This is a genomic window from Martinezella multihospitum (assembly GCF_900094585.1).
Lineage (GTDB): Bacteria > Pseudomonadota > Alphaproteobacteria > Rhizobiales > Rhizobiaceae > Rhizobium > Rhizobium multihospitium.
Genome location: NZ_FMAG01000003.1, coordinates 140,112 through 162,304, shown reverse-complemented (window position 1 = coordinate 162,304; position 22,193 = coordinate 140,112). Strand labels below are relative to the sequence as shown.

Below are 22,193 nucleotides of genomic sequence, written 5' to 3'. Positions count from 1 at the left end.
TGTCTCGCTTCCGGCCGTCTTCCATATGCGATCGTCGTTCCGTGCTCCCTTGTCGGATCAGGAGCCGCGCGATCCAGCGTTTCCAGTTGTTAACATGAAGAATATTCATCTACCTTTGACCTCAAGGTGTGTGATCAATAGACAGATGCGCTTAAAATAGAGTGGTATATAATGAATCCTTGCGCCGTGACGCATGAGGGATTTTCATGGGAAAGAGGCCGCTGCCACCGCTCTCGATACTTCAGACATTCTGCGCCATTGCCGAGACCGGCGGCTTCGGCCGTGCCGCGGAGCGGATAGGGCAAACTCAGACCGCCATCAGCCATCAGCTTGCACAGCTGGAAGGATGGATCGGCGGGCGCTTGTTCGACCGCGGCCGAAATGGGGCACGGCTGACACCGTTGGGTGCGCGCCTGCATCCCGCAATTTCAAGCATGATCGCCGAGCTGGAAACAGCGTTGTATCAGGCGCGCGCGAGTATTTCGGTTCGCAGCGTCGCGGTATCCGTCTCGCCGGAGTTTTCCAGCCAGTGGCTGGCGGCGCGGCTGCCGGATTTCTGCCAGCGCTATCCGGAAATTGAGGTGAAACTGGCCGTCGGCTACCAGCGTCCGGATTTTCAGCCTGGTGGCACCGATCTCGCCGTCTGGCTCGGCCGCGCCGATGCCGGTCTTACGCATGAAGAACTCTTGACTGACGAGGAGTTCGTCGTCAGCTCGCCGGAACTGTCCAAACGATTGCCGCCGCGCTGGGCCATAAGGGCCGCTCCGCTTCTGCGCTATTCCGGCATGCGGCATACGATTCTTGATTGGCAGCGCTGGCACGAGCAGATTACCGGTGGGTTGGATGACGAGGCAAATCAGCATTTCGACATCGCTCGGGCGGTCGAGGAGGCTCCCTTGTTCGATTCTTTCGCCGAAATGCTCGAGGCTTGCCGGCAGGGCCGCGGCTTCGCCCTCGTGCGAAGCTCATTGGTGGCACGCGATCTCGCCGACAATAAGCTGGTCAGATGTTTTGTCGAGGTGCAACCGGCTGCCGTCAGCTATAGCCTGGTCTATCCGCCGAACGCCCTGGTGAACCCGGCTGCGGCCCTGTTTCGCAACTGGCTGCTTTCGCAAGTTCGTTCGCCGGGCTAGCGGGCGATGGTCTGTCGATCGCGCAGCCGAATGAGGCCAGCCTCAGTGGGAGCAAAACCGAGCCCTCGATAAAAGCCGGCGAGGTGCGGTTCGAAATCGACATGCAGCCATTCCGCGCCGCGTTCGCCGGCCAGGGTTCTTGCCCGCTCGACCAGAGTGCTTGCAATACCTCTTCGCCGAAATTCCGGATCGACGCAGGTGTCGAGAATGAAGGCATGAATGCCACCATCCCACGCAACATTGACGAAGCCCAACAGTCTTGCGCCCGCGAATGCGCCCACATGCGCGAGGTTTCGGGAGAGAATGGGCTGGAAATCCCGCGGGGAGGAGCTGCCCCATGCGGTTGCCCACAGGGCATTGAGTGCCTTATTTTCGAGCTTCGGGTCATTCTGGTATTCTATCGTCATTGGCGTCTTTCCGTGGGATCGTTCAGCGAATTCGCGGCCGTTTCCGACCAACCGGCAGGCGTGCGAAAAATATCTGCCGCCAATGTCGGATCTGATTGCCGCCAGCCGTCTTTCAAAGGTGAACATAGAACAGAGGAGGCAGAAATGTCCTATGTCGATGGCTTCATCCTTGCCGTGCCGAAAAACAAGATTGAAGCATACAAGGCGCAGGCGCGCAGGGCCGGCGATGTCTGGCGGGAGCATGGCGCGCTCAGCTATGTCGAGGCCATAGGCGACGACGTGCCGTATGGCGAACTTACTTCTTTCCCGCGTGCCGTGCAGGCGAAGGAAGACGAGGTCGTGGTGTTCTCATGGATCACCTACGAATCGCGAGAGAGCCGCGACACAGTATTGGCGAAGGTCATGGCCGACCCGCGTTTGAAGGATGACATGCAAAACATGCCCTTTGACGGCAAACGCCTGATCTATGGTGGTTTCAACATCATCATCTCGCTGTAGGCTCAATACGGTGGCCGGGCTTGACAATCCGGCCACTGCGCCCGACGTGATGCGGATCGCAATCGCCATGCCCGGGGAATGTCATGCCACAAACCGTTGTCACGCTCTCCACCCATGGTCAGGGGCTCTATGAATTTACCGATCAGGTGGCGGAATTCGTCCGCACTGCGGCGGCCGGTGGCGAGGGGCTTCTGACCGTCTTCGTCCGCCACACCTCCTGTTCCCTCCTGATCCAGGAGAATGCCGATCCCGACGTGAAGACGGACCTCAAGGCCTTCTTCAGCCGGCTCGTGCCGCCATCGTCGGATCCCTCGATGCGCTGGATCGTGCACACGATGGAGGGGCCAGACGATATGCCGGCGCATATCAAGGCTGCGCTGATGCAAGTCTCCATCGGCATTCCGGTGATGCATGGTCGGCTGGCGCTCGGCACCTGGCAGGGCATCTATCTTTTCGAGCATCGCGACCGGCCGCATCGGCGCGAAATCGTGCTGCATTTTTCCACCTGAGCCGCGCTCCTTCTTGCGTCAATAGATTGTTAACCGTCGTGAATACAATCTGAACGGCCAGTTCGTGTTCGGTTCAGCTTGGCTGACCTAACGTGGCCCCAATCCCGAGGCATTGCCGATGGCGAGGCTAATAACGGGATTGCAACGATCCGCAGCAAGGATTTGAAGGAGAAACACCATGACCAATCTTTTCGCCAAGGCAGGTATTGCAGCTCTCATCGCGCTCGGCGCCATGTCCGCAACGGTCGTCACGGCCTCCGCCAACGACTTCCATCCCGGTATTCAGCAGGCTCGCTATGACCACCCGCGCGGTCGCATGTGCTCGCCGCGCCTTGCCGTCGAGAAAGCACGGGACATGGGTCTGCGCCGCGCCCGCATCGACAATGTCACGCCGCGCCGCGTCGTTGTCGAAGGTTTCGGCCGCCGTGGTCCGGATCGCGTTGTGTTCGCCAACGCACCGGGTTGCCCGCTGATCCGCCGCTGATCGCGGCGCTTCCCCAAGTTTTCCACATCTATTCGATGGATTCGAAGTCGCCTCCGAAAGGGAGGCGGCTTTATTTTTTATGTTGTGCTATTATCGGCCATCTGGTTTCCCTTTAGCGTTCAATGTAGCTGAATAGTGGATGAATGGCTGATTCTGAGCTCATTCAGCATAGCGCCGTTACCTCTCGGGCACTCGCTCAGCAAATATTGCAGGCGTGAGAGAGAAGCCCTCTGCTTCATGGAGAACATAATGAAACAAATGCTGGCAAAGTTGGGAGTCGCCGCCTGCGTCGCAGTGACCGCCCTGTCGGGCACGGCGGATTTTGCCTCCGCACAGGGTGTGGATATTTATGTCAATCCGGGCCGCCATCGTCCGCCGCCGCCGGATTATGATCGCCCGCCGCCGCGCTTTGATCGCCGTGGCTGCGATCCTCGTCAGGCCGTGGATGTCGCCCGCAGCTATGGTCTGCGCCGCGCCCGTGTCGTGGATGTGACGCCGCGTCGCGTCGTCGTCGACGGTTTCGGCCGCCGTGGCCCGGATACGATGATGTTTGCCAATGTTCGCGGTTGCCCGCTCCTGGGTCGCTGACAAGCAAAGCGGGCGCACGAGGCGCCCGTTTTCATTCTCTGACCTTTTCGCCTTTTTTGGCGGGGGCCGCGGAACCGCCCTTTGCTCGATCCGGTTGGATTTGAGCGAAGGGCGGTTTTGTTTTGACTACTGCTGGATTGCGTAGGTGATGCTCACCGATGCGTTGTATTCGTTTTCGCCGGTTGCGACGGGAACGGCCTTGTCCATCGGAGCCGCGGCGGCCATGCTGCGCATATAGGGCTGCGGCGGGGCTGCAATGCCGCCTTCATGGATCGCGATAACGCGGCCGAGCTTGACGCCGGCGGCATCCGTCAAGGTCTTTGCCTTGGCGGCAGCATCGGCGACTGCCTTCTTGCGGGCCTCTTCGATCGTGGCGTCGGGCTTGTCGTTGGTGAACTGGATATCGCCGCCCTGGTTGATGCCGAGCTTGACCGCCTGGTCGAGCAGCCCGCCGAGCTTGGAGAGATCACGCACGCGAACGGTCAGCCCGTTCGTCACCTGATAGCCGTTCAGAACCGGCGGCTGGTTGTGGCCGTCCTTGTCGTTCGGATAGGTATATTGCGGCTGAATGGAAAAGCCGGAGGTCTGCAGATCACGCTCGGCAATGCCGCTTTCTTTCAGCGTTGCCAGCACGGCGCCCATGGCCTTGTTGTTCTGGTCGAGTGCATCCTGGGCCGCCTTGGCCTGCTGAACGACTGCGAGCGTTACGACAGCCATATCCGGCGCGACGGAAGCATGTCCTTCGCCGGTGACGGTAATGACCGCCTCGCGCGGCTTGGCATCTTCGGCAAAGGCTGCAGCCGCAGGCACGAAGAAAGTGGCGCTGACAAGAGCGGCAAGAGCAAAATCTCTGGTTTTCGTCAGAAGCATGATTCGTTCCTTGGTTGATAATCCCTCGAGATCCGCTTTTGCGGATTGATTGTGAAGGTATTACGGCAGTCCCTTGTCGGAAAACAGAAATTGGGTTAGAGCCAAGTCGTCTTCGGGGAACCATTGCTCCGGAGTCGCAAGCGCGGAGTCTTTATCTTGCGCCGGGCCTGTAGCTCAATGGTTAGAGCCGGCGGCTCATAACCGCTTGGTTGGGGGTTCGAGTCCCTCCGGGCCCACCATTTGTTTCTAGCTTGCAAAACTACGATGATCTCTCCGATGCGACTATCCAAGCGATGCAAGATCGCTTCAACAATCTGGTCAGCAATATCCCCGATTAGTCCCCGTTCGCGTGAGGTTTCCTCTGCTCCCGGTGCCTGCTGCGGTTGCCAACAGAATGCCGGCGCTGGAGCCGCACCTCGTCTGAAGGCTCGGTTCTCCTAGGCTGCGTCAAACCCTGCGTGAAACACAACCGCCCCTTTTGGGGTTGGTCCCTTGAACACGATCCGCTGAAAATATTCGGCCGGTACGTCAGCGTAATGAAGGGTTCCGTCGCTCGTGAAGCCGAAACGGGTGTAGTAGCGGGGATTGCCCAGAACTACGCAGCCGTTGGCGCCACGCTCTCTCAATTGGGCGAGTCCGTTTTCAATCAAAGCCTTTCCGATGCCTTTGCCCTGTCGGTCGGGGCGGACGGACACCGGGCCAAGGCCGAACCACTCTTCTGCTCCGGATTCGATTGTCACGGGCGAGAACGCCACGTGGCCGACGATCTCATCGTTCTCCACGGCGACGAGGGAAAGGGTCAGCGCACCGGCCGTTCGCAGCGCATCGATGATTGCCGCCTCGGTGCCGGAACTATAGTTCTTTCCTTCGAAGGCGGCAGAGGTGATTGCATGAATGGCGTCGATATCTTTAGCTTCTTCTGCGCGAATGTGGGTCAACGATATCACCATTCAAAACCCCGCCTTTTTCAGACCTTCGCGATATAGATCCCCGTGCCATTGCTCTTTGCCCGGGACGAGTGACAGCCATCTATCCACATCGAAATCGGGATTGGCCTCGTGCACACGGCGTACGAGTGCGCGCGCCTCGTCCTGATGCCCCAGCATCGCCAAGCTTGCTGCCGCGAGCCTGTCTGCGAGGCTGGGATCGATCATCTGGCTGATATAGTCGAGCGCGGTCTGGAATTGGCTAAGGGCATAATTTGCCCCCGCGGCCGTCCAGAGATAGGAATATTGCTGGCCGACAAGATATTGATGGTAAGCGACGGGGTTGTCCTCGAAATAGGCACGCGCCATCTCGTGGCGCTCGACTTCCGCCGCGGCGGCGAGCACGATCTGCCGCGAGATTTCGCGCTTATTGCGCGCAAGATCAAGTGCGCCGAAATTGAAGCGCTCCGCCCACAGGATCTCGCCGCCGGGCGGAGAGATGAGTTGTGTGAAGAGCGAAAGGTCGTCATCTGGCCCGCTCAATCGGGTTTCCAGGACATAGTTGATGTCATATCGCTCGAAAAGCGCGGCTTGATCCTCGGCTTGGCGGCCGATCTGGATAGCGGAGTAGGGGGCAATCACTCGCAGGCTGTGCAGGGCGCAAAAGCCGAGCGTGATGTCTTCGATGAGCGAGGAGGCGATCATGGTCGCAGCGCCATCGGGGCCATCGTTGCTCGGCGGCAGCAGCGCGAGGCGAGGTATGCGCAAGATGGGCTGCGTGGCAGTATCCTGCTCGGATATGGCAGGCGAATGCGCGGGAGCAACTGGTGTCGGAGAGCGGGGCGATGCCGCCAAGGTTGCCGGCCACGGCGAGATGGGATCCTTGCGCCGCGCGAACATACGCTTGAGCTGGTCGACGCCGCCTTCGGCGTCAAACGCCTTCAGCAATATACGATGTGTGGCCTCGTCTTGCGGCTCGGCTTCGAAAAGCAGGAGGGCGGCCTCCTTGATAAGCGCGATATCGCCGGACGCGACTGGAGGCTTTACAGCGACATCCAGCGCTTCCTTCAACATGGCGAAATGCCGTCTTCTTTCGCTCTCCCGCCAATCGATGAACGCTCGGGTTTGGCAGTTGGCTTTTTCCAGGAATTTTAACTGCGAGCGCTCCATCAAGGAGGCGAGGTGCTCGGCTGGATTCTTGGTCGTGCTTACGCGCGTCTGGACAATATCGCTCGCGAGCGAGCCATTTGCGATGTGGATGTCGGTATCGTCAAAGGTCAGAAGTTCGACGTTCAAGTCCGATTGCCGGCTCTTGATGCGGGAAACGAGCTTGCGAAGGTTTGTCAGCGAATTCGCCAAGTCACCTTCACCCCAAAGAAATCGCGCCATGCTTGTTCTGCTGACGGATTTGCTGTCACTCGCAAGCAGATAGGCAATAATCAGAAGCGCCTTCTTCGGAAACGCTATTTGGTGTTCGTCGCTATCCAGAAGAGCGATTTCACCAAAAGTTCTGAGTAAAAATTTCATCGCGCCTTCTATATTGCTTTGGATATATAATGGCCGTCGTCCTTCGGCGTCCCGCCTGGATAAACGCCGAAACGACAGTGGAGTCGCTTATATATTTCTGATGCAAGGCATGAATATTTGCAAATTAACTATTCTCCTGCCTCTATTTTGAAAGTTATTGTTGCATAAAAGCTTGGTTTTCGGCTCCATTTCCATGGAGCGCCGTAAGGCCGTTCCAGATCAGGGCTCGCGGGGAAACGCTTCAGCTTGGATAAACGATATCTTCGTCGATGAGGCCGGCCGATCGGAGAATGGATCGCTGCTGTAAGGTTCGGGGATTTGCGGATTTCCACATGCCTGCTGGCGGCAGGGCCGTCGAATACAGGTTTCCATAGCTTGCCGCCGAGCCGCCTGCCATCGAGATCGCGCGCCATATACTTTGGTATAATGGCGGTGCACCATCGCCTGATTGACCGCTCTCGGTGGTTGTGACAATACGGCCATGTCTTCGCAGCGCAATGCGAAGGCTAACGAAACCAACAGATCAGAAACCAATGGACAGCTACCCTAGTCGCTGTCCGGTTGTGGCGTCATGCTGCATCCGGACGGTCATCGCAACAACCTGGACCGCTGCCGGCATTCGCCGGGCGAGCGCCGGTCGGGCCTAGCCTGTCCGGCTCGCCCTTCGGATCTGCCGTCAGGTGGGCCGAAGAGGTGAGCCATGAACAATATCGTTCTTTTCCGCGGACGCAGGTTCGCATCCAAGTTTTCCGCCCCGAACACTTTCGCCGTTACGACCGGCAGCCGTCCGGCTGAGCGTTCCGTATCGCCGCAGCGTCCGCGTCTGATCGCCATCTGGCATACCAATTCTCAGACCGGGAAACTGGAGTGCTTCTGGACGACAGAAGGCGAGCCTGTCCTCGACGAGGATGGCAGCCGTCGCGCGGCCTAACTGTCCTTTCTTAAACAAGCGCACCGGTGGCGTCGCGAACGCGGCGCCATACGACCGCGCCCTGGTCGATGACATCCTGTTTCAAAGGGTTATTACATGGTTTTTCTTGCTAACGATCGACGCGAGCGTAGCGCCGTCGCTGCGTTGGCCGGTGCGCGTATCCTGCCGAATGGCTATGATCTCGCCGCATTCGCCTTCATTGCCGCTGCCGCCTATCTCACGCTTCACGGTGTAGCTGAGATGCGCGCGCCGCTGGCCGGCCTGTCCACCGCACCGCTGTCGCTCGACCCGGCCTATCTGCCCGAATATGCGCTGCGGACGACTTTGCGGATGATGGCGGCCATCGTTGCCTCCCTCGTCTTCACCTTCGTCATTGCGACGCTTGCCGCAAAGAGCCGCCGCGCCGAGAAGATCATCATTCCGGCCCTCGATATCCTGCAATCCGTCCCGGTGCTCGGCTTTCTGACCTTCACCGTCACCTTCTTCATGGGGCTTTTCCCCGGAAGCCAGCTTGGTGCGGAATGTGCTTCGATCTTTGCGATCTTTACCAGCCAGGCATGGAACATGGCCTTCTCCTTTTATCAGTCGCTGCGGACGGTTCCGCGCGATCTCGATGAGGTCAGCCGCGGTTTCGGCCTGTCGAGCTGGCAGCGCTTCTGGCGGCTGGAGGCTCCCTTCGCGGCGCCCGGCCTCGTCTGGAACACGATGATGTCCATGTCCGGTGGCTGGTTCTTCGTGGTTGCTTCCGAAGCGATCACGGTCGGCGATACCACCGTGCAGCTTCCCGGGCTCGGCTCATGGCTGGCGGTTGCCATCGACAAGCAGGATTTTGCCGCCGTAAGCTGGGCTGTATTTGCCATGGCGGTCGTCATCCTTCTTTATGACCAGCTGCTTTTCCGCCCAATCGTCGCCTGGGCAGACAAGTTTCGCTTCGAGCAGACGGCCGGGCAGCAGAAGCCGCGCTCCTGGGTCTATTCGCTGATCCGTCGCACGCGTCTCCTGAAGTACGTGACCACACCTTTGGCCGCTGCATGGGGCCGGCTGATGCTCGTGCGGCTGCTGCCGACGTCGCGTGCGGTCACGAAAGAGCGAGACGGGCGGCGTGCCGTCAGCTGGGCTATCGACATTGCGTGGTATGTGCTGATTGTCGTCGTTGGTGCCTGGAGCGTCTGGGATGCGGTTTCCTATCTCAGCCAGACGCTCTCCTGGGCCGATGTCTGGATCGCTTTTGCCGGCGGGTTCGTGACGCTCATTCGCGTTGTCGTTCTTATTGCGGTCGCCAGTGTCATCTGGGTTCCGGTCGGCGTCTGGATCGGCCTGCGTCCCGCTGTTGCGGAGCGCGTTCAGCCTCTGGCGCAGTTCCTGGCGGCGTTTCCGGCAAACGTGCTCTTTCCCGTTGCGGTGGTTGCAATCGTTGCGACGGGCGCTAGCCCGAACATCTGGCTGTCGCCGCTGATGGTACTCGGTACACAATGGTACATCCTGTTCAACGTGATTGCCGGTGCGAGCGCATTTCCCACCGATCTGCGCGAGGCATCCTCGGTCTACAGGCTGCGCTCATGGACCTGGTGGCGGCGCGTAATGCTGCCGGGAATATTCCCCTATTATGTCACGGGTGCGCTGACGGCTTCCGGCGGCTCATGGAACGCGAGCATCGTCGCTGAACTGGCGAGCTGGGGCAACACGAAACTCGAAGCCTTCGGGCTTGGATCGTACATCGCGAAGGCCACGGAAGCGGGCGATTTTCCGCGGGTCATCCTCGGCATCGTTGTCATGTCGATCTTCGTCACGCTCTTCAACAGAACTCTTTGGCGACCGCTCTACGTCTTCGCCGAACGCCGCATGCGCCTCGATTAATTCAAGATCGGAGAACCGAATATGGAAAACGTTGTCATCTCCAAGAAGACCGATATTGCAAGGAATGCGCCGCTGGTTCTCGCCAAGCAGGTGTGCCAGGCCTACGACAAGGGGGCATCCGGCTCCCTCGTCGTGCTCGAAAATGTCGATCTTCAGCTCTATCCCAATGAAATCGTTGGCTTGCTCGGCCGTTCCGGCTCCGGCAAGTCCACGCTGCTGCGCGCGATTGCCGGCCTGATCCGCCCCAGCAGAGGGGACATCACCTTCGAAGGTCGGCCGGTCGTCGGCCCCAACTCCGATGTTGCCGTGGTCTTCCAGAGCTTTGCGCTCTTTCCCTGGCTGACCGTGCTGCAGAACGTCGAACTGGGGCTGGAAGCTCAAGGCGTTGCGGCCTCGGAGCGACGCAAGCGCGCCCTTGCTGCCATCGACCTCATCGGCCTCGATGGTTTCGAAAGCGCCTATCCGAAGGAGCTGTCGGGCGGCATGCGCCAGCGTGTCGGTCTTGCACGCGCCCTCGTCGTGCGGCCGAAGGTTCTGCTGATGGACGAACCCTTTTCGGCGCTCGACGTGCTGACGGCAGAAACGCTTCGCACGGATCTGCTCGATCTGTGGTGCGAGGGCCGGATGCCGATCGAGTCGGTCCTGATGGTGACCCACAATATCGAAGAAGCCGTGCTGATGTGCGACCGCATCCTGATTTTCGGATCGAATCCCGGCCGTGTGATTGCGGAGATCCATGTCGATCTGCCGCAGCCGCGTAACCGTCTCGATCCGGCCTTCCGCATGCTGGTCGAAGACATCTATGCGCGGATGACGGTAAAGACCGGTGCGCCGACGCGCGAGGGCCTTTTCCCCGGCACTGGCATTGCCATGGCGCTGCCGCGCGTATCGACCAACCTGATGTCCGGTCTGATCGAAACGGTCGCCGCCGAGCCCTATCGCGGGCAGGCCGACCTGCCGCCGCTGGCCACCCATCTGCATCTCGGCATCGATGATCTCTTTCCGGTTGCAGAAACGCTTCAACTGCTGCGTTTCGCCGATCTGGAAGGGGGTGACATCAAGTTGACGGCGCCAGGTTTGCGTTTCTCCGACAGCGACGTCGACGAACGCAAGAAACTCTTCGAACAGCATCTGGCGAGCTATGTGCCGCTGGCTGCCCATATTCGCCGCGTACTCGACGAGCGGCCGACGCATCGTGCGCCCGCACGGCGCTTCCGCGACGAGCTGGAGGATTACATGTCCGAGGATTATGCCGACACCACCCTCAAGGCTGTTACGAACTGGGCCCGCTACGCGGAATATTTCGCCTACGACGAAAACGCGGATCTGTTCACGCTGGAGAACCCGAGTTGAAACCTTCAGCTGGAACGAATGTGAAAGGGTTGCCGTCGGCTGAGGCGGCGACCAGCCTCCTCGCATTTCTGGATTTGATAGGCCGCCTGGGCAGGACCTAGCGCATGAAGTCCGGCAGGTCGCCAGCTGTGGCGATCTGGGATCGCGCAGCCTGTTTGGCTGCGGAACGGATTGACATGCCAAGAGACAACGAAGAACTCGGTCGCTTCCTGGAAGCGCTCAACAGGAACAAGTTAAATAGACCGGACAAGGGAAAGCGCCGCCAATCCCGCATCCGTACACGCTTTAGTACGCGGGTAGCGCGGCTGAAGGATCTTATCGGTCTTGTATATATGATGGCGCTTCTCTGGGGTGCGCATTGGCTCATGCGGCTGGCGACACGCTTGTTCTTCAATGGATTTTTGTCTGCCAGCAAGACGCGCACGCTTCTCCGCTGGGCAGCATATCTCAACAGGGCGAGCCTCCTCGTTCTCCGGCACAGGCAGCGCCGGCGTCTCGTCAGCCGCTATGCCGGAAATGACAACAATGATCGTCGTGCTTGATCAGGCCGCCGTCTCCTCGAGTGCGGCGCCGGTATCTGATGCTGTTTGCAACGGGCGAACATGTGCGGGCCCAAGCTCTCGTCAGGTGCGGGGAATGTTATACGAGAGGCAGGCCAAGGAATGCGGCTGTTGTCTTGAGGCTCAGGGTCAGGCAGTTTGCAGCTTCTGCACGCAACGCAGCGGAAACGGTGATGCAGGGATGCAAGGGATGAGGCGCGAATTTCTGAAGTATCTTTTCGAGATGCCCTTGCTCTGGCTCGGCATTGCGATCCTCGCCGGCCTCATTTTCATCGGCGATACGATCACGGATCTGGAGATCGCCTTTGCCGTTCTCTATGTCTCGGTGATCCTGCTGGCGGTCTATTCCGGTCGAACCGGAGCGATCGCGATGGTCGGGGTTGCATGCGCCGCTCTGACGATCATCAGCTATTTTTTGACGAGTCACGGCGCTTCGCAGGCCGGCCTGATCAATAGCGCCCTTAGTCTGGTCGCGATCGGCGCGACCACTTACCTGGCAATCAGAATCGAAATGCTCGATGCCAGTGCGAGGCAGGCGCAATCGGAGCTCGCGCGCATGTCGCGTCTCATGATCGTCGGTGAGTTGGGCACGTCGATAGCCCACGAGGTCAGCCAGCCGATTACGGCAATTGCCGCCAATGGCAGTGCCGCGCTTCGATGGCTTTCGGCGACACCGGCCGATCACGACGAAGCCCGCCGCGCCATCGAGCGAATTGTGGCGGATGCCGGGCGAGCGGGCGATGTCATCGGCCGTGTCCGCGGACTCGTGGCACGCTCGTCACCGTCCAGCGACACGATCGATCTGGTCGAGGCGATCAATGACGTACTGGAACTCGTCCGCAGCGAGATCCGTCAGAATCAAATCCTGTTCCGCACTGAATTGGCGGGCGATCTGCCATTGGTGGCCGGCGACCGCGTCCAGCTTCAGCAGGTGATCCTCAATCTCGTCATGAATGCGATCGAAGCTCTGGCGGAGGTCGATGCGGAAACGCGCGAGCTGCTCGTCAGCGCCGCGGCAGACGACCGGAAAGTGACCGTCAGTGTTCGCGATACCGGTGGCGGCATGCCGGCCGAAATGCTCGACAGGATATTCGAAGCCTTCTACACGACCAAGCCGAAAGGTATGGGAATGGGGCTTGCTATCAGCCGATCCATTATCGAGGCGCATGGCGGGACCATTTATGCGGCGCCGAATTTTCCGCACGGAGCCGTCTTCGGTTTCACCTTGCCGCTCGGCGGAAAGGCAAAGGGGTAGGGAATGCAGGGGCAGCAGTCGACCGTTTACGTCATCGACGACGATCCATCCGTGCGCGATGGACTGGACAGCCTATTGCGCTCCGTCGGCTATGATACGCATGGCTTTGCGTCACCGCGGGATTTCTTGGCGTCTCCCCGGTCCGAAGGGCCAGCCTGCATTGTTCTGGACGTTAGGATGCCGGATGCGAGCGGTCTTGATTTTCAGGATGAACTTGCCCGGACGGGTTATGTGATCCCGATCATTTTCCTTACTGGACACGGCGATGTGCCGATGTCCGTCAGGGCGATGAAAGCGGGCGCGGTTGAGTTTCTTCTAAAGCCGTTCCGGGAGCAGGATCTGCTCGATGCTATCAGGCAGGCGCTCGAAATCGATCGCGCCCGCCTGCGCAAGCAGGCGGCGGAGGTCGACCTCCATGAGCGGTTCTCGACGCTCACGCCACGCGAACGTGAGGTGATGGCGCTCGTCGCGCGAGGCCTCCTCAACAAGCAGATCGCGGCCGAGATCGGCCTCAGCGAAATCACCGTGAAGGTCCATCGCGGTCAGGCCATGCGCAAGATGCGGGCCGACTCTGTTGCCGACCTTATCCGAATGGCGGATAACCTCGGAATGACGGATGGCAAGACCAACGATGCGGCGCCTGGGCTCCGTTGAGCCTGCCGCGCTTGGCTCAATCACAAGGATTGCATGGCTTACAAATGCGGTGCCGCCGCGTTGTGGGTTCAGTCTTGCGGAGTGGTGAGCGTTCCCTGATGGAAAATCATCTGCCATCGTCCATCGAAACGCTGCCAGATCGAACTCCGCAGCGTGTGTCGCTCCTGGCCATTCTCTCCGGCCTGTCGGATGCTTCGATAAGTGACGAGGACGGCATCCGGCGAGATCGGTCGAAAGGCATAGTCGCGGGAAATAATGGGGGGAGCGGCTTCTTCCGATTTTTCTGCAGCCAGACCGGCGATTAGTTCATCTCTATCGTCATAGACCGTTCCGGAGCTGCCGAATTCAACGAAGCCTTCCGCCAACAGTTCCGCCACGATCGCCGGCGATTGCCGGATTTCAGGGAGATGCAGCTTCTGCTCCAGTAGGCGGATTTCTTCAAGCTCGTGCTGGGAGACGTCCATGGTCTCAGCAACCTCCATTGGATGTTGATGCTTGGCTGCAATGGGCCTCAATGTGTTGGTGCGAGCATCTCCAGGTTTCTTTCCTGTCTGATCTTGTAGCATTGGTCATGGTCGGCTTGCCGGGATTGTTCCAATTCGATGGCGAAAAGTTCGGCGGCGTGACGGCCCGCCTGCGTTCTGTCGTCTTCGATGACGGCAGCTATCCGCCGAAACAATTCGGACTCGAAGCCGCCTGCGTTGCTCGAGGCATTCGGCCGCGCAAGCCTTGCACCGCCATCCAATCTGATTGCCGAAACGTAGAACTCATCCTCGTAATCGGCTCCTGCCGATGTCAATTCAGCACGCCCATATAATAGCAATCCGGTTTCCCAACGATCGCATAGGCGGATGCTGAGCTCATCGAACGAATATTCGCAGGAAAATTCCCGAGCGTACACCGTCATTCTCCCGTCTTGGCGATCGACGATATCTCGGCAATACCGGTTCCCCTCCAGGTATCTATCGGTGCAAACATGAAAGCATTCGGCTTTCTCGGCATGAATGACACTCTCCTTCGACGGCCTTGCAGCCTTTTCAATCGTTGCGCCTGGTACGTCCGGTTTCGCTGACTTCGGGCGATGTCTTACGTTTGCCCGGGCTCATTCCATTCAGGACCAATGGCTCTCATCGACGAAATTGCCATTCAACACGATATATGTCAACACTATTTATGTTTATATGTGCAATTGGAACACTGAAGGTGTTTATGGCCAATATTTGCTTTCTATTTGCGGGCAATGTGGCCGCAGATTCGGCCAATAATGGTCAGCCGATCCAGCTCGACGGTGAAGGTCTCTAAGGCTGGATTGTCGGAAATGATCTTGACCTGGCCCGGATGGGTGAAGGGAACTCGCTGCAGCCGCTTGATCTGCGGTTCGGTATAGCCGTCGCTGATCGCGTAGACTGTATCGGTGGTCATTTGGTTCTGCGAGAGATCGACGATGACGCGATCGCCCGGCATATAGGTGGGCTGCATGGAATCGCCGACGACTTCCATGATGATCGTATGGTTCGGCGAAGCCTTTGCCTCGTTTCGTAGATAGCCGGTGGGGATAAGCCATTCCGCGACGATCTTATGCCCGGCGACATTGCCTGAGCCGACGGGGAGGTTAATGACTTCGCCGACAATGCCGCTACCGGCGCCGAGCTTGACGTCCACTTCCGGTGTTGCGCCTTCGATTTGCGGCTTCCAGTGCTCGCGGCTGTAGCTGAGTTCGTCGCTACTCTCGGCAAATCCGTCCTGATCCTGCTCGTCGGGATCGAATGACATGACGATGTTCGGCGATGGGCGCGCGGATATGCGCAGGCCTTCGCCAGTCAGCAGATAGGCTGCCGTCGTACCGAATTTCTTCGCATAGCGATTAGCGACTTCGGCGCTGAATTCGTTTTGTCCGTTTTCATGCGCGCGATAGGTGGACAGGCTCACGCCCAGCGCTTCTGCCGCCTTCGTGGCTGATGGATAATTTGCGGCTTCGCGGGCCGCTCTCAGTCGTTCGCCCATGGATTTCTGCATCGCTAGACCCTTGCAAAATTTCCGACATAAATCATGTTGACATCGCCATTATTATCAACATAATTTGTGTCTATCAAGTCGGCAACAGCATAATCCGCTGCTTGGCTGTCAAACGAGTTAACGCCGCATATGGCAGGAAATGTTTGAGGGGTGAAGGCATGGTCACAGGCAGCAGGAGGAGAACGGCGGCTTTTCGCGCGGGATATTTCGATCGCTTCTGGGGATGCCCTGGCTGTCTCCGAATTCTGTCGATCGCGGAGATTATCGAGCTGCATTGCGAGGGTTGTGATGCGGCCGTCGAACCGGTGGAGATGGTGGAGACGAAGTCCACAGTGCAAGCAGCCGAGCAGGAGATGTTGCCATGATCGAAATGCTTCAGGGCCTTCTCGCTTGCATCGGCGCGGCGTTGTTTTTCGCCGCTATGATGATCGCGATAAAGTCGGTCATTTGGAAGTCGCCAACGCCATCCCTCGATGATGAAGATTCCGGTGCTCCGGAGGGAGACCAATTTCACTTCCGCATCGTTGACGACCCGTGCTCGAGTTCAGGGAGCCGGCACAGCCGGTGAAGCTTCGCGGACGGTAGGCGGGCGCTGAAACGTAAAAATCCAATCGAAAACTCTACAGATGGACCTGGCCAAGCGAGCCGGGGGGAGGTTGATATGAACGAATTTCAAATCGGAACAGAAGCCGTTGCCGGCGGCCATCTCGGCTGGATTCGCAAGGTTCACCGGGCGACAAACGAGATCCTCCGAGATAGTCGAGGTGAACCGATCGTCTTTGCGACGCAGGACGCTGCGAAGGCTGCGGCGGGCGAGGCGATGGTCGCCTATCTCAATACGCCCATGCTGCGTGACGGAGCGCGGGTCGAAGCCCTTTCCAAGGCGGAGGCCTTTTTCAAGCCCAAATTGGTCAAAATCGCCAGTGCGGCCGAAGGCGTCATGTGATCCCACGGGAATGGAAGAGGCATCAAACTCACCAACGAAAGGAGTTAAACTGTCATGACCAAAGGCAGGCTAGACCTTCTTCTCGATGGGCTCGGCATCAAGCTGGTTCCCGTCCATCGGCGCCGCGCACCTGCGGAGAGCCACGCGCGCGGTACGATGCAGGAAATCCGAGGCCGCTATGGCGATGGCCATCTGGTCTTCGTTCTGCGATGTATCCGGCAGACCGGGAGCAATCGCGACGAGCTCTGGTCGGACACGATCGGTGCCGTGTCCGATGTTCTGGCGCAGCGTGCGGATTGGGCGCTGCAGCGTCCAGGTGATCTCTTGGGCGCCTTCGACGATATTGCGCTTGCCACATTGCGTACGGATGCGGTGGCGCGGCGGCCTTGGCCCGTTCGCGCGACATTGCGAACGCTGATTTATCAGGAATTGGAGAAACGACTTGATGCACCGGTCCGCCTTGCAGTTTGACGACCTGTCCCGTCGCGCGGCCGAGATCGCCGACTTGAGCCTGATCATCCGGGCTCGTTTCGTCGAGGCTGCCGATACGATGGTTCATCTCGATGTACGCGGTGTCCGGCCCGACAGGATGCGGACGCTTTGGCCGGAGGTTTTGCCCGAACCGATGGATCATGCCGATATCCGCACTCGCTATCGCCCGAGCGCTGCGGCCATCAGCCGGGCAGAGGAGGTCCTGCAGGAATGGCTACGCGTTCATGTCGGCGACGAGGAGCGACGCATCCTGCTTTCGCGATGGTCCATTTGCCTTGCTGCGCCTTATATCGCCGGTTCGTTTCGAGATTTCTGCGCTCGAACCGGACGTGTCCGGCGTACCGCCGAGCGGCGCATTCAGAGCGAATTCCAGAAGCTTGCGGGTGTGCTTCTTGCTGCCTCACCCATGCTGCAGGAGCCGGATTGGTCGCGCATATCGCCGATGATGCCGAATGCGCCCGGCGGGCTCGACCGGGTAAAGCCTAAGGCGCGCAAGCATGAAACACATTGGCTGCCGGATGATGCGCGGCCCGTCTTCGACGCGACAAGTTCCGAGCTTGCTGAACTCGCCAAACGACTGGAGCGCGGGAACCGCAGGCGCGCCAGGATGAAAGCCTAGTCTCGGCGTCAATGCGGTCCGAACCCTCATGACTGCCGAATATCTCCGATTGGTGACTTTTCCTATTCGAAGGCGAAGACGCCGGCTGGGCCGGTGCTTGCTGTATCCTTGCCGAAATCCGAGACCGCGTATTCCGCGAGAAGTCGAAGCCGTGCTGTCGGCAGATGAGCTCGCCATGGATCACCGATCAAAATCGCAACTCCTTGCGCCAGACAGCGATCCAGAAATGCAATGACGTTCTCCGCAAGTGCTGCGTCATAGAAAAGATCCCCGACGCATATGACGTCGACTTCAGGCGGGTCGCCTTTCGTCAAATCAGCACGTATCGCATCGATCACCACGTCATTCAGTGTCGTATTGAGTTCAATTGCTGAGATTGCATAGGGATCGACGTCGGCGGCATATACCTTCGCCGCGCCGGCCTTTGCGGCTGCAATCCCTACGATTCCTGAACCGGCGCCAAGATCAAGCACATCGCGACCGGAGACGCTTTCCGGCCTGTCGAGAAGATAACGGGCCAGGACCAGACCTCCACTCCAGTAGTGTGCCCAGTAGGGCGAGCCAAATTGTGGGTCTCGCTCCGCGAGGTGTCGTAGCCCGCTTTGTGGGCCCGCTTTGTGCAGGCGAATCTCCGGGATGCCGGGAACGGGCAGGACCGGGAGATTGGCGGCGATGAACCGCCGAACCCAATCCTGGCTCATGGGATCAACCGCGCCGCTGTTCTGCACTGTTCCTCGTCTGTGCTTCGCCGGGATTCTCATCAAATGCATTGCCGTGCGCATGCAAAGCGCAGTCAGGGCCGGGGTGCGTCGTAGAGCCATGTGATCTGCTGCTATTTGGAGAAGGTGGGCAGCGATCGTTTCTGCCGTCGCCTCTCTCGTCGATAAAATGACGAGGATTTCATCGGCATAGTTCTCGTATTCATCACGCGGTCCCTGCACATCTCGAATACCGCTGGGGTCCCACTCCTGCAGGAGTATGGCGCGGATCTGCTCAAGCGCCGCTCTGGACTGAATTTGATCGCGCATCTCTGGCATTTCAAGGCTAACGGGTGAGGATTGAGGGCTACATCGTTCAATTCGTCGGACTGCAGAGTGCAATATTCTCCTGTGATTTCAATCTATTATTTGTAGCCTCCGTCAAGGTCCTCATTCCTTGCGCGATGGCTGGCCTTCAAGGGTGTCGCCAACTGGACCGAAATGAGGTATCTATTTTGGCATGATGAGAACAGTTGCAGCGACGCACTGACGATCGCAAGCATCGTTTTGAACCGCTTGTTTTCTTTCAAAATTCCATCGGAAATCTGAAGCATGACCAATGCCGACAAGCCGGTCGCGTCGCGCAAACAGCGTGCGCGCCGTCGCAAGGCCGTTTCCGCCGAAGACACGCCGCTTGATTACATGCTGAAAGTGATGCGTGACGATGAGGCGGATCAGAAGCGGCGCGATGAAATGGCAAAGATAGCGGCCTCCTATGTTCATCAGAAACCTAGCGAGCGCTCTGGCGCCGGGGCCAAGGGAGGCTGCGGCGTCACCATCGACCTAACCAATGCCACGGATGAGCAGCTTGCGATACTCGAGTCCCTCTTCGGTCCGCTTGCCGGATCCGCCGACGATGATGGCAGCGATCCAGGAGGAGAGGGCAAAACGGAGAGCTGAGCGCGAACGGGCCGAGATCGCCACCCGGATTGCCTTGGATGCCGAACGAATTCGGGCCAACTGCCAATCGCTGACGGGGTTCGTTCGGGAGGCCTGGCACGTCGTTGAGCCCTCCGTTGATTATGTTCATGGCTGGCATATCGATGCTATCTGTCAGCATCTCGAGGCGGTGACATCGGGCGAGATTACGCGCCTCCTCATCAACGTGCCGCCGGGTACGATGAAGTCGCTTCTCTGCGGCGTCTTCTGGCCGGCATGGGAATGGGGGCCGAAGGGCAAGCCGCAGATACGCTATCTCGGCGCCTCCTACTCAGAACATTACGCCAAGCGCGACAATAGGCGTATGCGAGACCTTGTTGCTTCCGAATGGTATCAGGCGCTGTGGGGCGATCGGGTCAATCTGACGAGAACCGGGGAAATGGCTTTCGCCAATACCTGCATGGGCTCGCGTCAAGGGGTGCCATTCTCGAGGTTGACCGGCGGTCGTGGCGATCGTGTCATCATCGATGATCCACATTCGGTCGATGGGGCGGAATCCGAGGCAGAGCGTCTATCGACGGTTCGCACATTTCGCGAATCCGTGCCGACGCGGCTCAATGATCCGCAGCGTTCGGCGATCGTCGTCGTGATGCAACGGCTGCACGAGACGGATGTCTCCGGCACGATTCTTGCGCTCGGGCTTGGCTATGAGCATCTGATGCTGCCGATGGAATTCGAGCCGGAGCGCCGTTGCCGAACCTCGATCGGATTTGCCGATCCTAGGACGGAGGAGGGCGAGCTGCTCTTTCCCGAACGTTTCCCTCGATCGGTCGTCGAGCGCGACAAGATACCGTTGGGTAGCTACGCCGTCGCCGGTCAGTTCCAACAGCGGCCTGCGCCGCGCTCGGGTGGTCTGTTTCAGCGCGGCGACTTCGAAATCACGGAGGCTGTGCCTTCAGGTGCAAAACGTTGCCGCGCTTGGGATTTCGCCGCTTCGAAGGCGCGTCCCGGTCGCAAGCCGGACTGGACTGTTGGCTTGCGCATGGCTTTGGCCGGCGGTGTTTTCTATGTCGAAACCATCGCGCGGGGACGCTGGTCGCCCGCCGAAGTGGAACGCAATCTCAAGAACGCCGCGTCGCAGGACGGCCCGACGGTGACAATCCGGATGCCGCAGGATCCGGGTGCGGCCGGTAAGGCCGATGCGGAAACGAAGATTAAACTGCTCGCGGGATTTCCCGTAAAAGCTATATCCCCAACCGGTGATAAGGCGACACGTGCCAAACCGGCGTCGGCGCAGGCGGAAGCCGGAAACGTCAAGCTTTTACGTGGGGACTGGAATGAGGCATTTCTCGATGAGGTCTGTGCCTTTCCGAATGGACAATTCGACGATCAGGTCGACGCCTTCGCCGATGCTTTGAACGAGCTCGCGCTAGGCTCTTCTTTCAGCTTCAGCAATTTCTAGGCCCGCCTGGCGCGAGCCTTCCATCACATGACATCAAAGGATAATCCATGGGGCAGGTATTCTCGATGGTTCGCGACGGATTGGTGAGCCTTGCATCCCGCATGGGCACTGAACGCGACAAGGCGGCATCGGTTTTCTATACGCAGCCGATCCTGACGGACGAGCAGATCATTGCTGCTTATCGTGGCTCCTGGTTGCCGCGCAAGATCGTTGACATTCCGGCCCTGGATAGCTGCCGGAAATGGCGGAACTGGCAGGCCGCGAGCGATCAAATCGGATTGATCGAGGCCGAGGAGCGTCGGCTCAATCTGCGCGGCAAAGTGCTGGAAGCGGCAACGAAGGCGCGGCTCTTCGGTGGTGCCGCATTGTTCAGCGGCACCGGGGATGCCGATCCGGCATTGCCGCTTGAGGTGGAACGTGTCGGCAAGGGCGGTCTGAAGCATCTGACGGTATTGACGCGCCGGCAACTGGCCGTTGGCGATATCGACAGCGATCCGGCTTCGGAATGGTATGGCAAGCCGAAATTCTACACGCTGACTGGCGCCAATGGCATGCAGGTGAATATCCATCCGTCTCGGCTCGTCATCTTCAAAGGGGCGATGACGCCGAATGAAGAGTTTGGCGGGATGGGTAATCACGCCTGGGGCGAAAGCATCCTTGCTGCGACCTTTGACGCGATCAAGAATGCCGACAGCACAGCATCCAATATCGCCAGCCTCGTCTTCGAGGCCAAGATCGATATTATTAAGGTCCCGCAATTCTCTGCCAACATCGGCAATCAAGCCTATGAAGATGCTGTGTTGCGCCGCTATGCGCTCGCCAATACCATCAAAGGGGTCAACGGCACACTGATCCTCGATGCCGAAGAGGAATATGAGAGCAAGAGCGCGCCGCTTTCCGGCCTCACGGATATTCTGATGGCCTTCCTGCAGATCGTTGCCGGCGCGGCCGACATTCCGGTTACCCGGTTGCTCGGTCAATCACCCGCGGGCATGAACGCGACCGGCACGGCTGATATGAAGAATTATCATGACCGAATCCAGGCCATTCAGGAGCTTGATTACACGCCGGCCATGTCCCGGCTGGATGAGTGCCTCATCCGCTCCGCCACGGGTGCGCGCGATCCCGCTATCTACTCCACTTGGGCACCGCTGGAGCAGATGAGTGAGAAGGAACGGGCCGATATCTTCAAGACGAAGGCCGAGGCGGCCCGAGCCCTGTTCGGGTCTGTTTCGGGGGAGGAAATCATTCCTCGCCAAGCGCTCTCCGAGGCGCTGTTGAATGCTTTCGTGGAAGATGGGTCACTGCCCGGCTTGGAAGCCGCGGCAAAGTCATCCGGCCAGCCGGATGATATCGAACAATCCGAAATTGGCATCGGCTCGACCTAACGTCTGCCGTTGCTATGTCGCCATTGACGAATCCGCTTCGTCACAGCCCGGCTTTCACTCGAACCACATCGGCTTCGGCCA

25 protein-coding genes and 1 tRNA gene are annotated in these 22,193 nt (G+C 59.0%); 18 read left to right on the top strand and 8 right to left on the bottom strand.

Going from position 1 to position 22,193, the window contains the following annotated elements:
• Positions 1-206 precede the first annotated feature (206 nt).
• The gene (locus tag GA0061103_RS12395) at positions 207-1,133 is read left to right on the top strand and encodes a LysR substrate-binding domain-containing protein (RefSeq protein WP_092711553.1); all 927 of its coding nucleotides are present in this window, start codon (positions 207-209) and stop codon (positions 1,131-1,133) included.
• Here the strand turns inward: GA0061103_RS12395 and GA0061103_RS12390 are convergent.
• Positions 1,130-1,540 (bottom strand): GNAT family N-acetyltransferase, encoded by a 411-nt coding sequence (locus GA0061103_RS12390; RefSeq protein WP_092711551.1) that lies wholly within the window; start codon positions 1,538-1,540, stop codon positions 1,130-1,132. The two genes, GA0061103_RS12395 and GA0061103_RS12390, sit on opposite strands and share 4 nt — an antisense overlap.
• Before the next feature lie 144 nt (positions 1,541-1,684).
• On the opposite strand from GA0061103_RS12390, the gene GA0061103_RS12385 reads away from it, so the two are divergent.
• The 4 genes from GA0061103_RS12385 to GA0061103_RS12370 all read left to right on the top strand — a co-directional run bounded on the left by GA0061103_RS12385 (position 1,685) and on the right by GA0061103_RS12370 (position 3,619).
• Positions 1,685-2,038, top strand: a complete 354-nt coding sequence (locus GA0061103_RS12385; protein ID WP_092711549.1) for a DUF1428 domain-containing protein — start codon at positions 1,685-1,687, stop codon at positions 2,036-2,038.
• 83 nt (positions 2,039-2,121) lie between these two features.
• The gene (locus GA0061103_RS12380) at positions 2,122-2,547 is read left to right on the top strand and encodes a secondary thiamine-phosphate synthase enzyme YjbQ (protein WP_092711546.1); all 426 of its coding nucleotides are present in this window, start codon (positions 2,122-2,124) and stop codon (positions 2,545-2,547) included.
• Between the two features lie 178 nt (positions 2,548-2,725).
• Positions 2,726-3,031 carry a hypothetical protein gene (locus tag GA0061103_RS12375; RefSeq protein WP_069612602.1) on the top strand — a complete coding sequence of 102 codons (306 nt, stop codon included), beginning with the start codon at positions 2,726-2,728 and terminating at the stop codon, positions 3,029-3,031.
• A 249-nt stretch (positions 3,032-3,280) separates the two neighbouring features.
• Positions 3,281-3,619: a hypothetical protein gene (locus tag GA0061103_RS12370; protein WP_092711544.1), complete on the top strand. Its 339-nt coding sequence runs from the start codon at positions 3,281-3,283 to the stop codon at positions 3,617-3,619.
• Positions 3,620-3,745: 126 nt separating this feature from the next.
• Here the strand turns inward: GA0061103_RS12370 and GA0061103_RS12365 are convergent, their stop codons facing one another.
• Positions 3,746-4,489, bottom strand: a complete 744-nt coding sequence (locus GA0061103_RS12365; RefSeq protein ID WP_092711542.1) for an SIMPL domain-containing protein — start codon at positions 4,487-4,489, stop codon at positions 3,746-3,748.
• 163 nt (positions 4,490-4,652) lie between these two features.
• On the opposite strand from GA0061103_RS12365, the gene GA0061103_RS12360 reads away from it, so the two are divergent.
• Positions 4,653-4,728: transfer RNA gene (locus GA0061103_RS12360), tRNA-Ile, on the top strand.
• Positions 4,729-4,926: 198 nt separating this feature from the next.
• Here GA0061103_RS12360 and GA0061103_RS12355 read toward each other — a convergent pair.
• Together GA0061103_RS12355 and GA0061103_RS12350 are read right to left on the bottom strand one after the other, a co-directional pair.
• Entirely contained in the window at positions 4,927-5,427 is a 501-nt protein-coding gene (locus GA0061103_RS12355) for a GNAT family N-acetyltransferase (protein ID WP_425349494.1), read from the bottom strand.
• A gap of 12 nt (positions 5,428-5,439) precedes the next feature.
• Complete coding sequence (locus GA0061103_RS12350; protein WP_092711538.1) at positions 5,440-6,942, bottom strand: hypothetical protein; 1,503 nt, start codon at positions 6,940-6,942, stop codon at positions 5,440-5,442.
• A 700-nt stretch (positions 6,943-7,642) separates the two neighbouring features.
• Between GA0061103_RS12350 and GA0061103_RS12345 the strand changes: the two genes are divergently transcribed.
• The 6 genes from GA0061103_RS12345 (at position 7,643) to GA0061103_RS12320 (ending at position 13,552) form a co-directional block, all read left to right on the top strand.
• A complete protein-coding gene (locus GA0061103_RS12345) occupies positions 7,643-7,873 on the top strand; it encodes a hypothetical protein (protein ID WP_092711536.1) in 231 nt (76 codons plus the stop codon).
• Between the two features lie 96 nt (positions 7,874-7,969).
• Positions 7,970-9,730, top strand: coding sequence for an ABC transporter permease (locus GA0061103_RS12340; RefSeq protein ID WP_092711534.1), 1,761 nt, complete (start codon positions 7,970-7,972; stop codon positions 9,728-9,730).
• A 21-nt stretch (positions 9,731-9,751) separates the two neighbouring features.
• Entirely contained in the window at positions 9,752-11,083 is a 1,332-nt protein-coding gene (locus tag GA0061103_RS12335) for an ABC transporter ATP-binding protein (RefSeq protein WP_092711532.1), read from the top strand.
• A gap of 176 nt (positions 11,084-11,259) precedes the next feature.
• Positions 11,260-11,625, top strand: coding sequence for a hypothetical protein (locus GA0061103_RS12330; protein ID WP_141694429.1), 366 nt, complete (start codon positions 11,260-11,262; stop codon positions 11,623-11,625).
• Between the two features lie 208 nt (positions 11,626-11,833).
• Complete coding sequence (locus GA0061103_RS12325; RefSeq protein WP_092711528.1) at positions 11,834-12,898, top strand: sensor histidine kinase; 1,065 nt, start codon at positions 11,834-11,836, stop codon at positions 12,896-12,898.
• A gap of 3 nt (positions 12,899-12,901) precedes the next feature.
• Positions 12,902-13,552: a response regulator transcription factor gene (locus tag GA0061103_RS12320; protein ID WP_092711526.1), complete on the top strand. Its 651-nt coding sequence runs from the start codon at positions 12,902-12,904 to the stop codon at positions 13,550-13,552.
• 68 nt (positions 13,553-13,620) lie between these two features.
• Here the strand turns inward: GA0061103_RS12320 and GA0061103_RS12315 are convergent, their stop codons facing one another.
• The 3 genes from GA0061103_RS12315 to GA0061103_RS34740 form a co-directional block, all read right to left on the bottom strand.
• Positions 13,621-14,118: a nuclear transport factor 2 family protein gene (locus GA0061103_RS12315; RefSeq protein ID WP_245304743.1), complete on the bottom strand. Its 498-nt coding sequence runs from the start codon at positions 14,116-14,118 to the stop codon at positions 13,621-13,623.
• 661 nt (positions 14,119-14,779) lie between these two features.
• Positions 14,780-15,568, bottom strand: a complete 789-nt coding sequence (locus GA0061103_RS12305; protein ID WP_092711522.1) for a LexA family transcriptional regulator — start codon at positions 15,566-15,568, stop codon at positions 14,780-14,782.
• 73 nt (positions 15,569-15,641) lie between these two features.
• Entirely contained in the window at positions 15,642-16,082 is a 441-nt protein-coding gene (locus GA0061103_RS34740; RefSeq protein ID WP_141694428.1) for a hypothetical protein, read from the bottom strand.
• A gap of 147 nt (positions 16,083-16,229) precedes the next feature.
• On the opposite strand from GA0061103_RS34740, the gene GA0061103_RS12290 reads away from it, so the two are divergent.
• Genes GA0061103_RS12290 through GA0061103_RS12280 form a run of 3 tightly spaced genes read left to right on the top strand, consistent with a single transcriptional unit; the run spans position 16,230 to position 17,625 of the window.
• Positions 16,230-16,514, top strand: coding sequence for a hypothetical protein (locus GA0061103_RS12290; RefSeq protein ID WP_092711516.1), 285 nt, complete (start codon positions 16,230-16,232; stop codon positions 16,512-16,514).
• Between the two features lie 54 nt (positions 16,515-16,568).
• Positions 16,569-16,985: a hypothetical protein gene (locus GA0061103_RS12285; protein WP_092711514.1), complete on the top strand. Its 417-nt coding sequence runs from the start codon at positions 16,569-16,571 to the stop codon at positions 16,983-16,985.
• Positions 16,960-17,625 (top strand): DUF6362 family protein, encoded by a 666-nt coding sequence (locus GA0061103_RS12280; protein WP_092711512.1) that lies wholly within the window; start codon positions 16,960-16,962, stop codon positions 17,623-17,625. The genes GA0061103_RS12285 and GA0061103_RS12280 overlap by 26 nt, the downstream gene beginning before the upstream one ends.
• A gap of 62 nt (positions 17,626-17,687) precedes the next feature.
• Here the strand turns inward: GA0061103_RS12280 and GA0061103_RS12275 are convergent, their stop codons facing one another.
• Positions 17,688-18,326 carry a class I SAM-dependent methyltransferase gene (locus GA0061103_RS12275; protein ID WP_092712762.1) on the bottom strand — a complete coding sequence of 213 codons (639 nt, stop codon included), beginning with the start codon at positions 18,324-18,326 and terminating at the stop codon, positions 17,688-17,690.
• A gap of 609 nt (positions 18,327-18,935) precedes the next feature.
• Here GA0061103_RS12275 and GA0061103_RS12265 point away from each other — a divergent pair.
• From GA0061103_RS12265 to GA0061103_RS12255, 3 genes are read left to right on the top strand one after another with little or no spacing between them, the layout of a single operon-like run.
• Positions 18,936-19,283, top strand: coding sequence for a hypothetical protein (locus GA0061103_RS12265; RefSeq protein WP_092711508.1), 348 nt, complete (start codon positions 18,936-18,938; stop codon positions 19,281-19,283).
• Positions 19,240-20,724, top strand: a complete 1,485-nt coding sequence (gene terL / locus GA0061103_RS12260) for a phage terminase large subunit (RefSeq protein WP_208603513.1) — start codon at positions 19,240-19,242, stop codon at positions 20,722-20,724. The genes GA0061103_RS12265 and terL overlap by 44 nt, the downstream gene beginning before the upstream one ends.
• Positions 20,725-20,771: 47 nt before the next feature.
• Positions 20,772-22,112 (top strand): DUF1073 domain-containing protein, encoded by a 1,341-nt coding sequence (locus tag GA0061103_RS12255; protein ID WP_092711506.1) that lies wholly within the window; start codon positions 20,772-20,774, stop codon positions 22,110-22,112.
• The last annotated feature ends 81 nt before the right edge of the window (positions 22,113-22,193 follow it).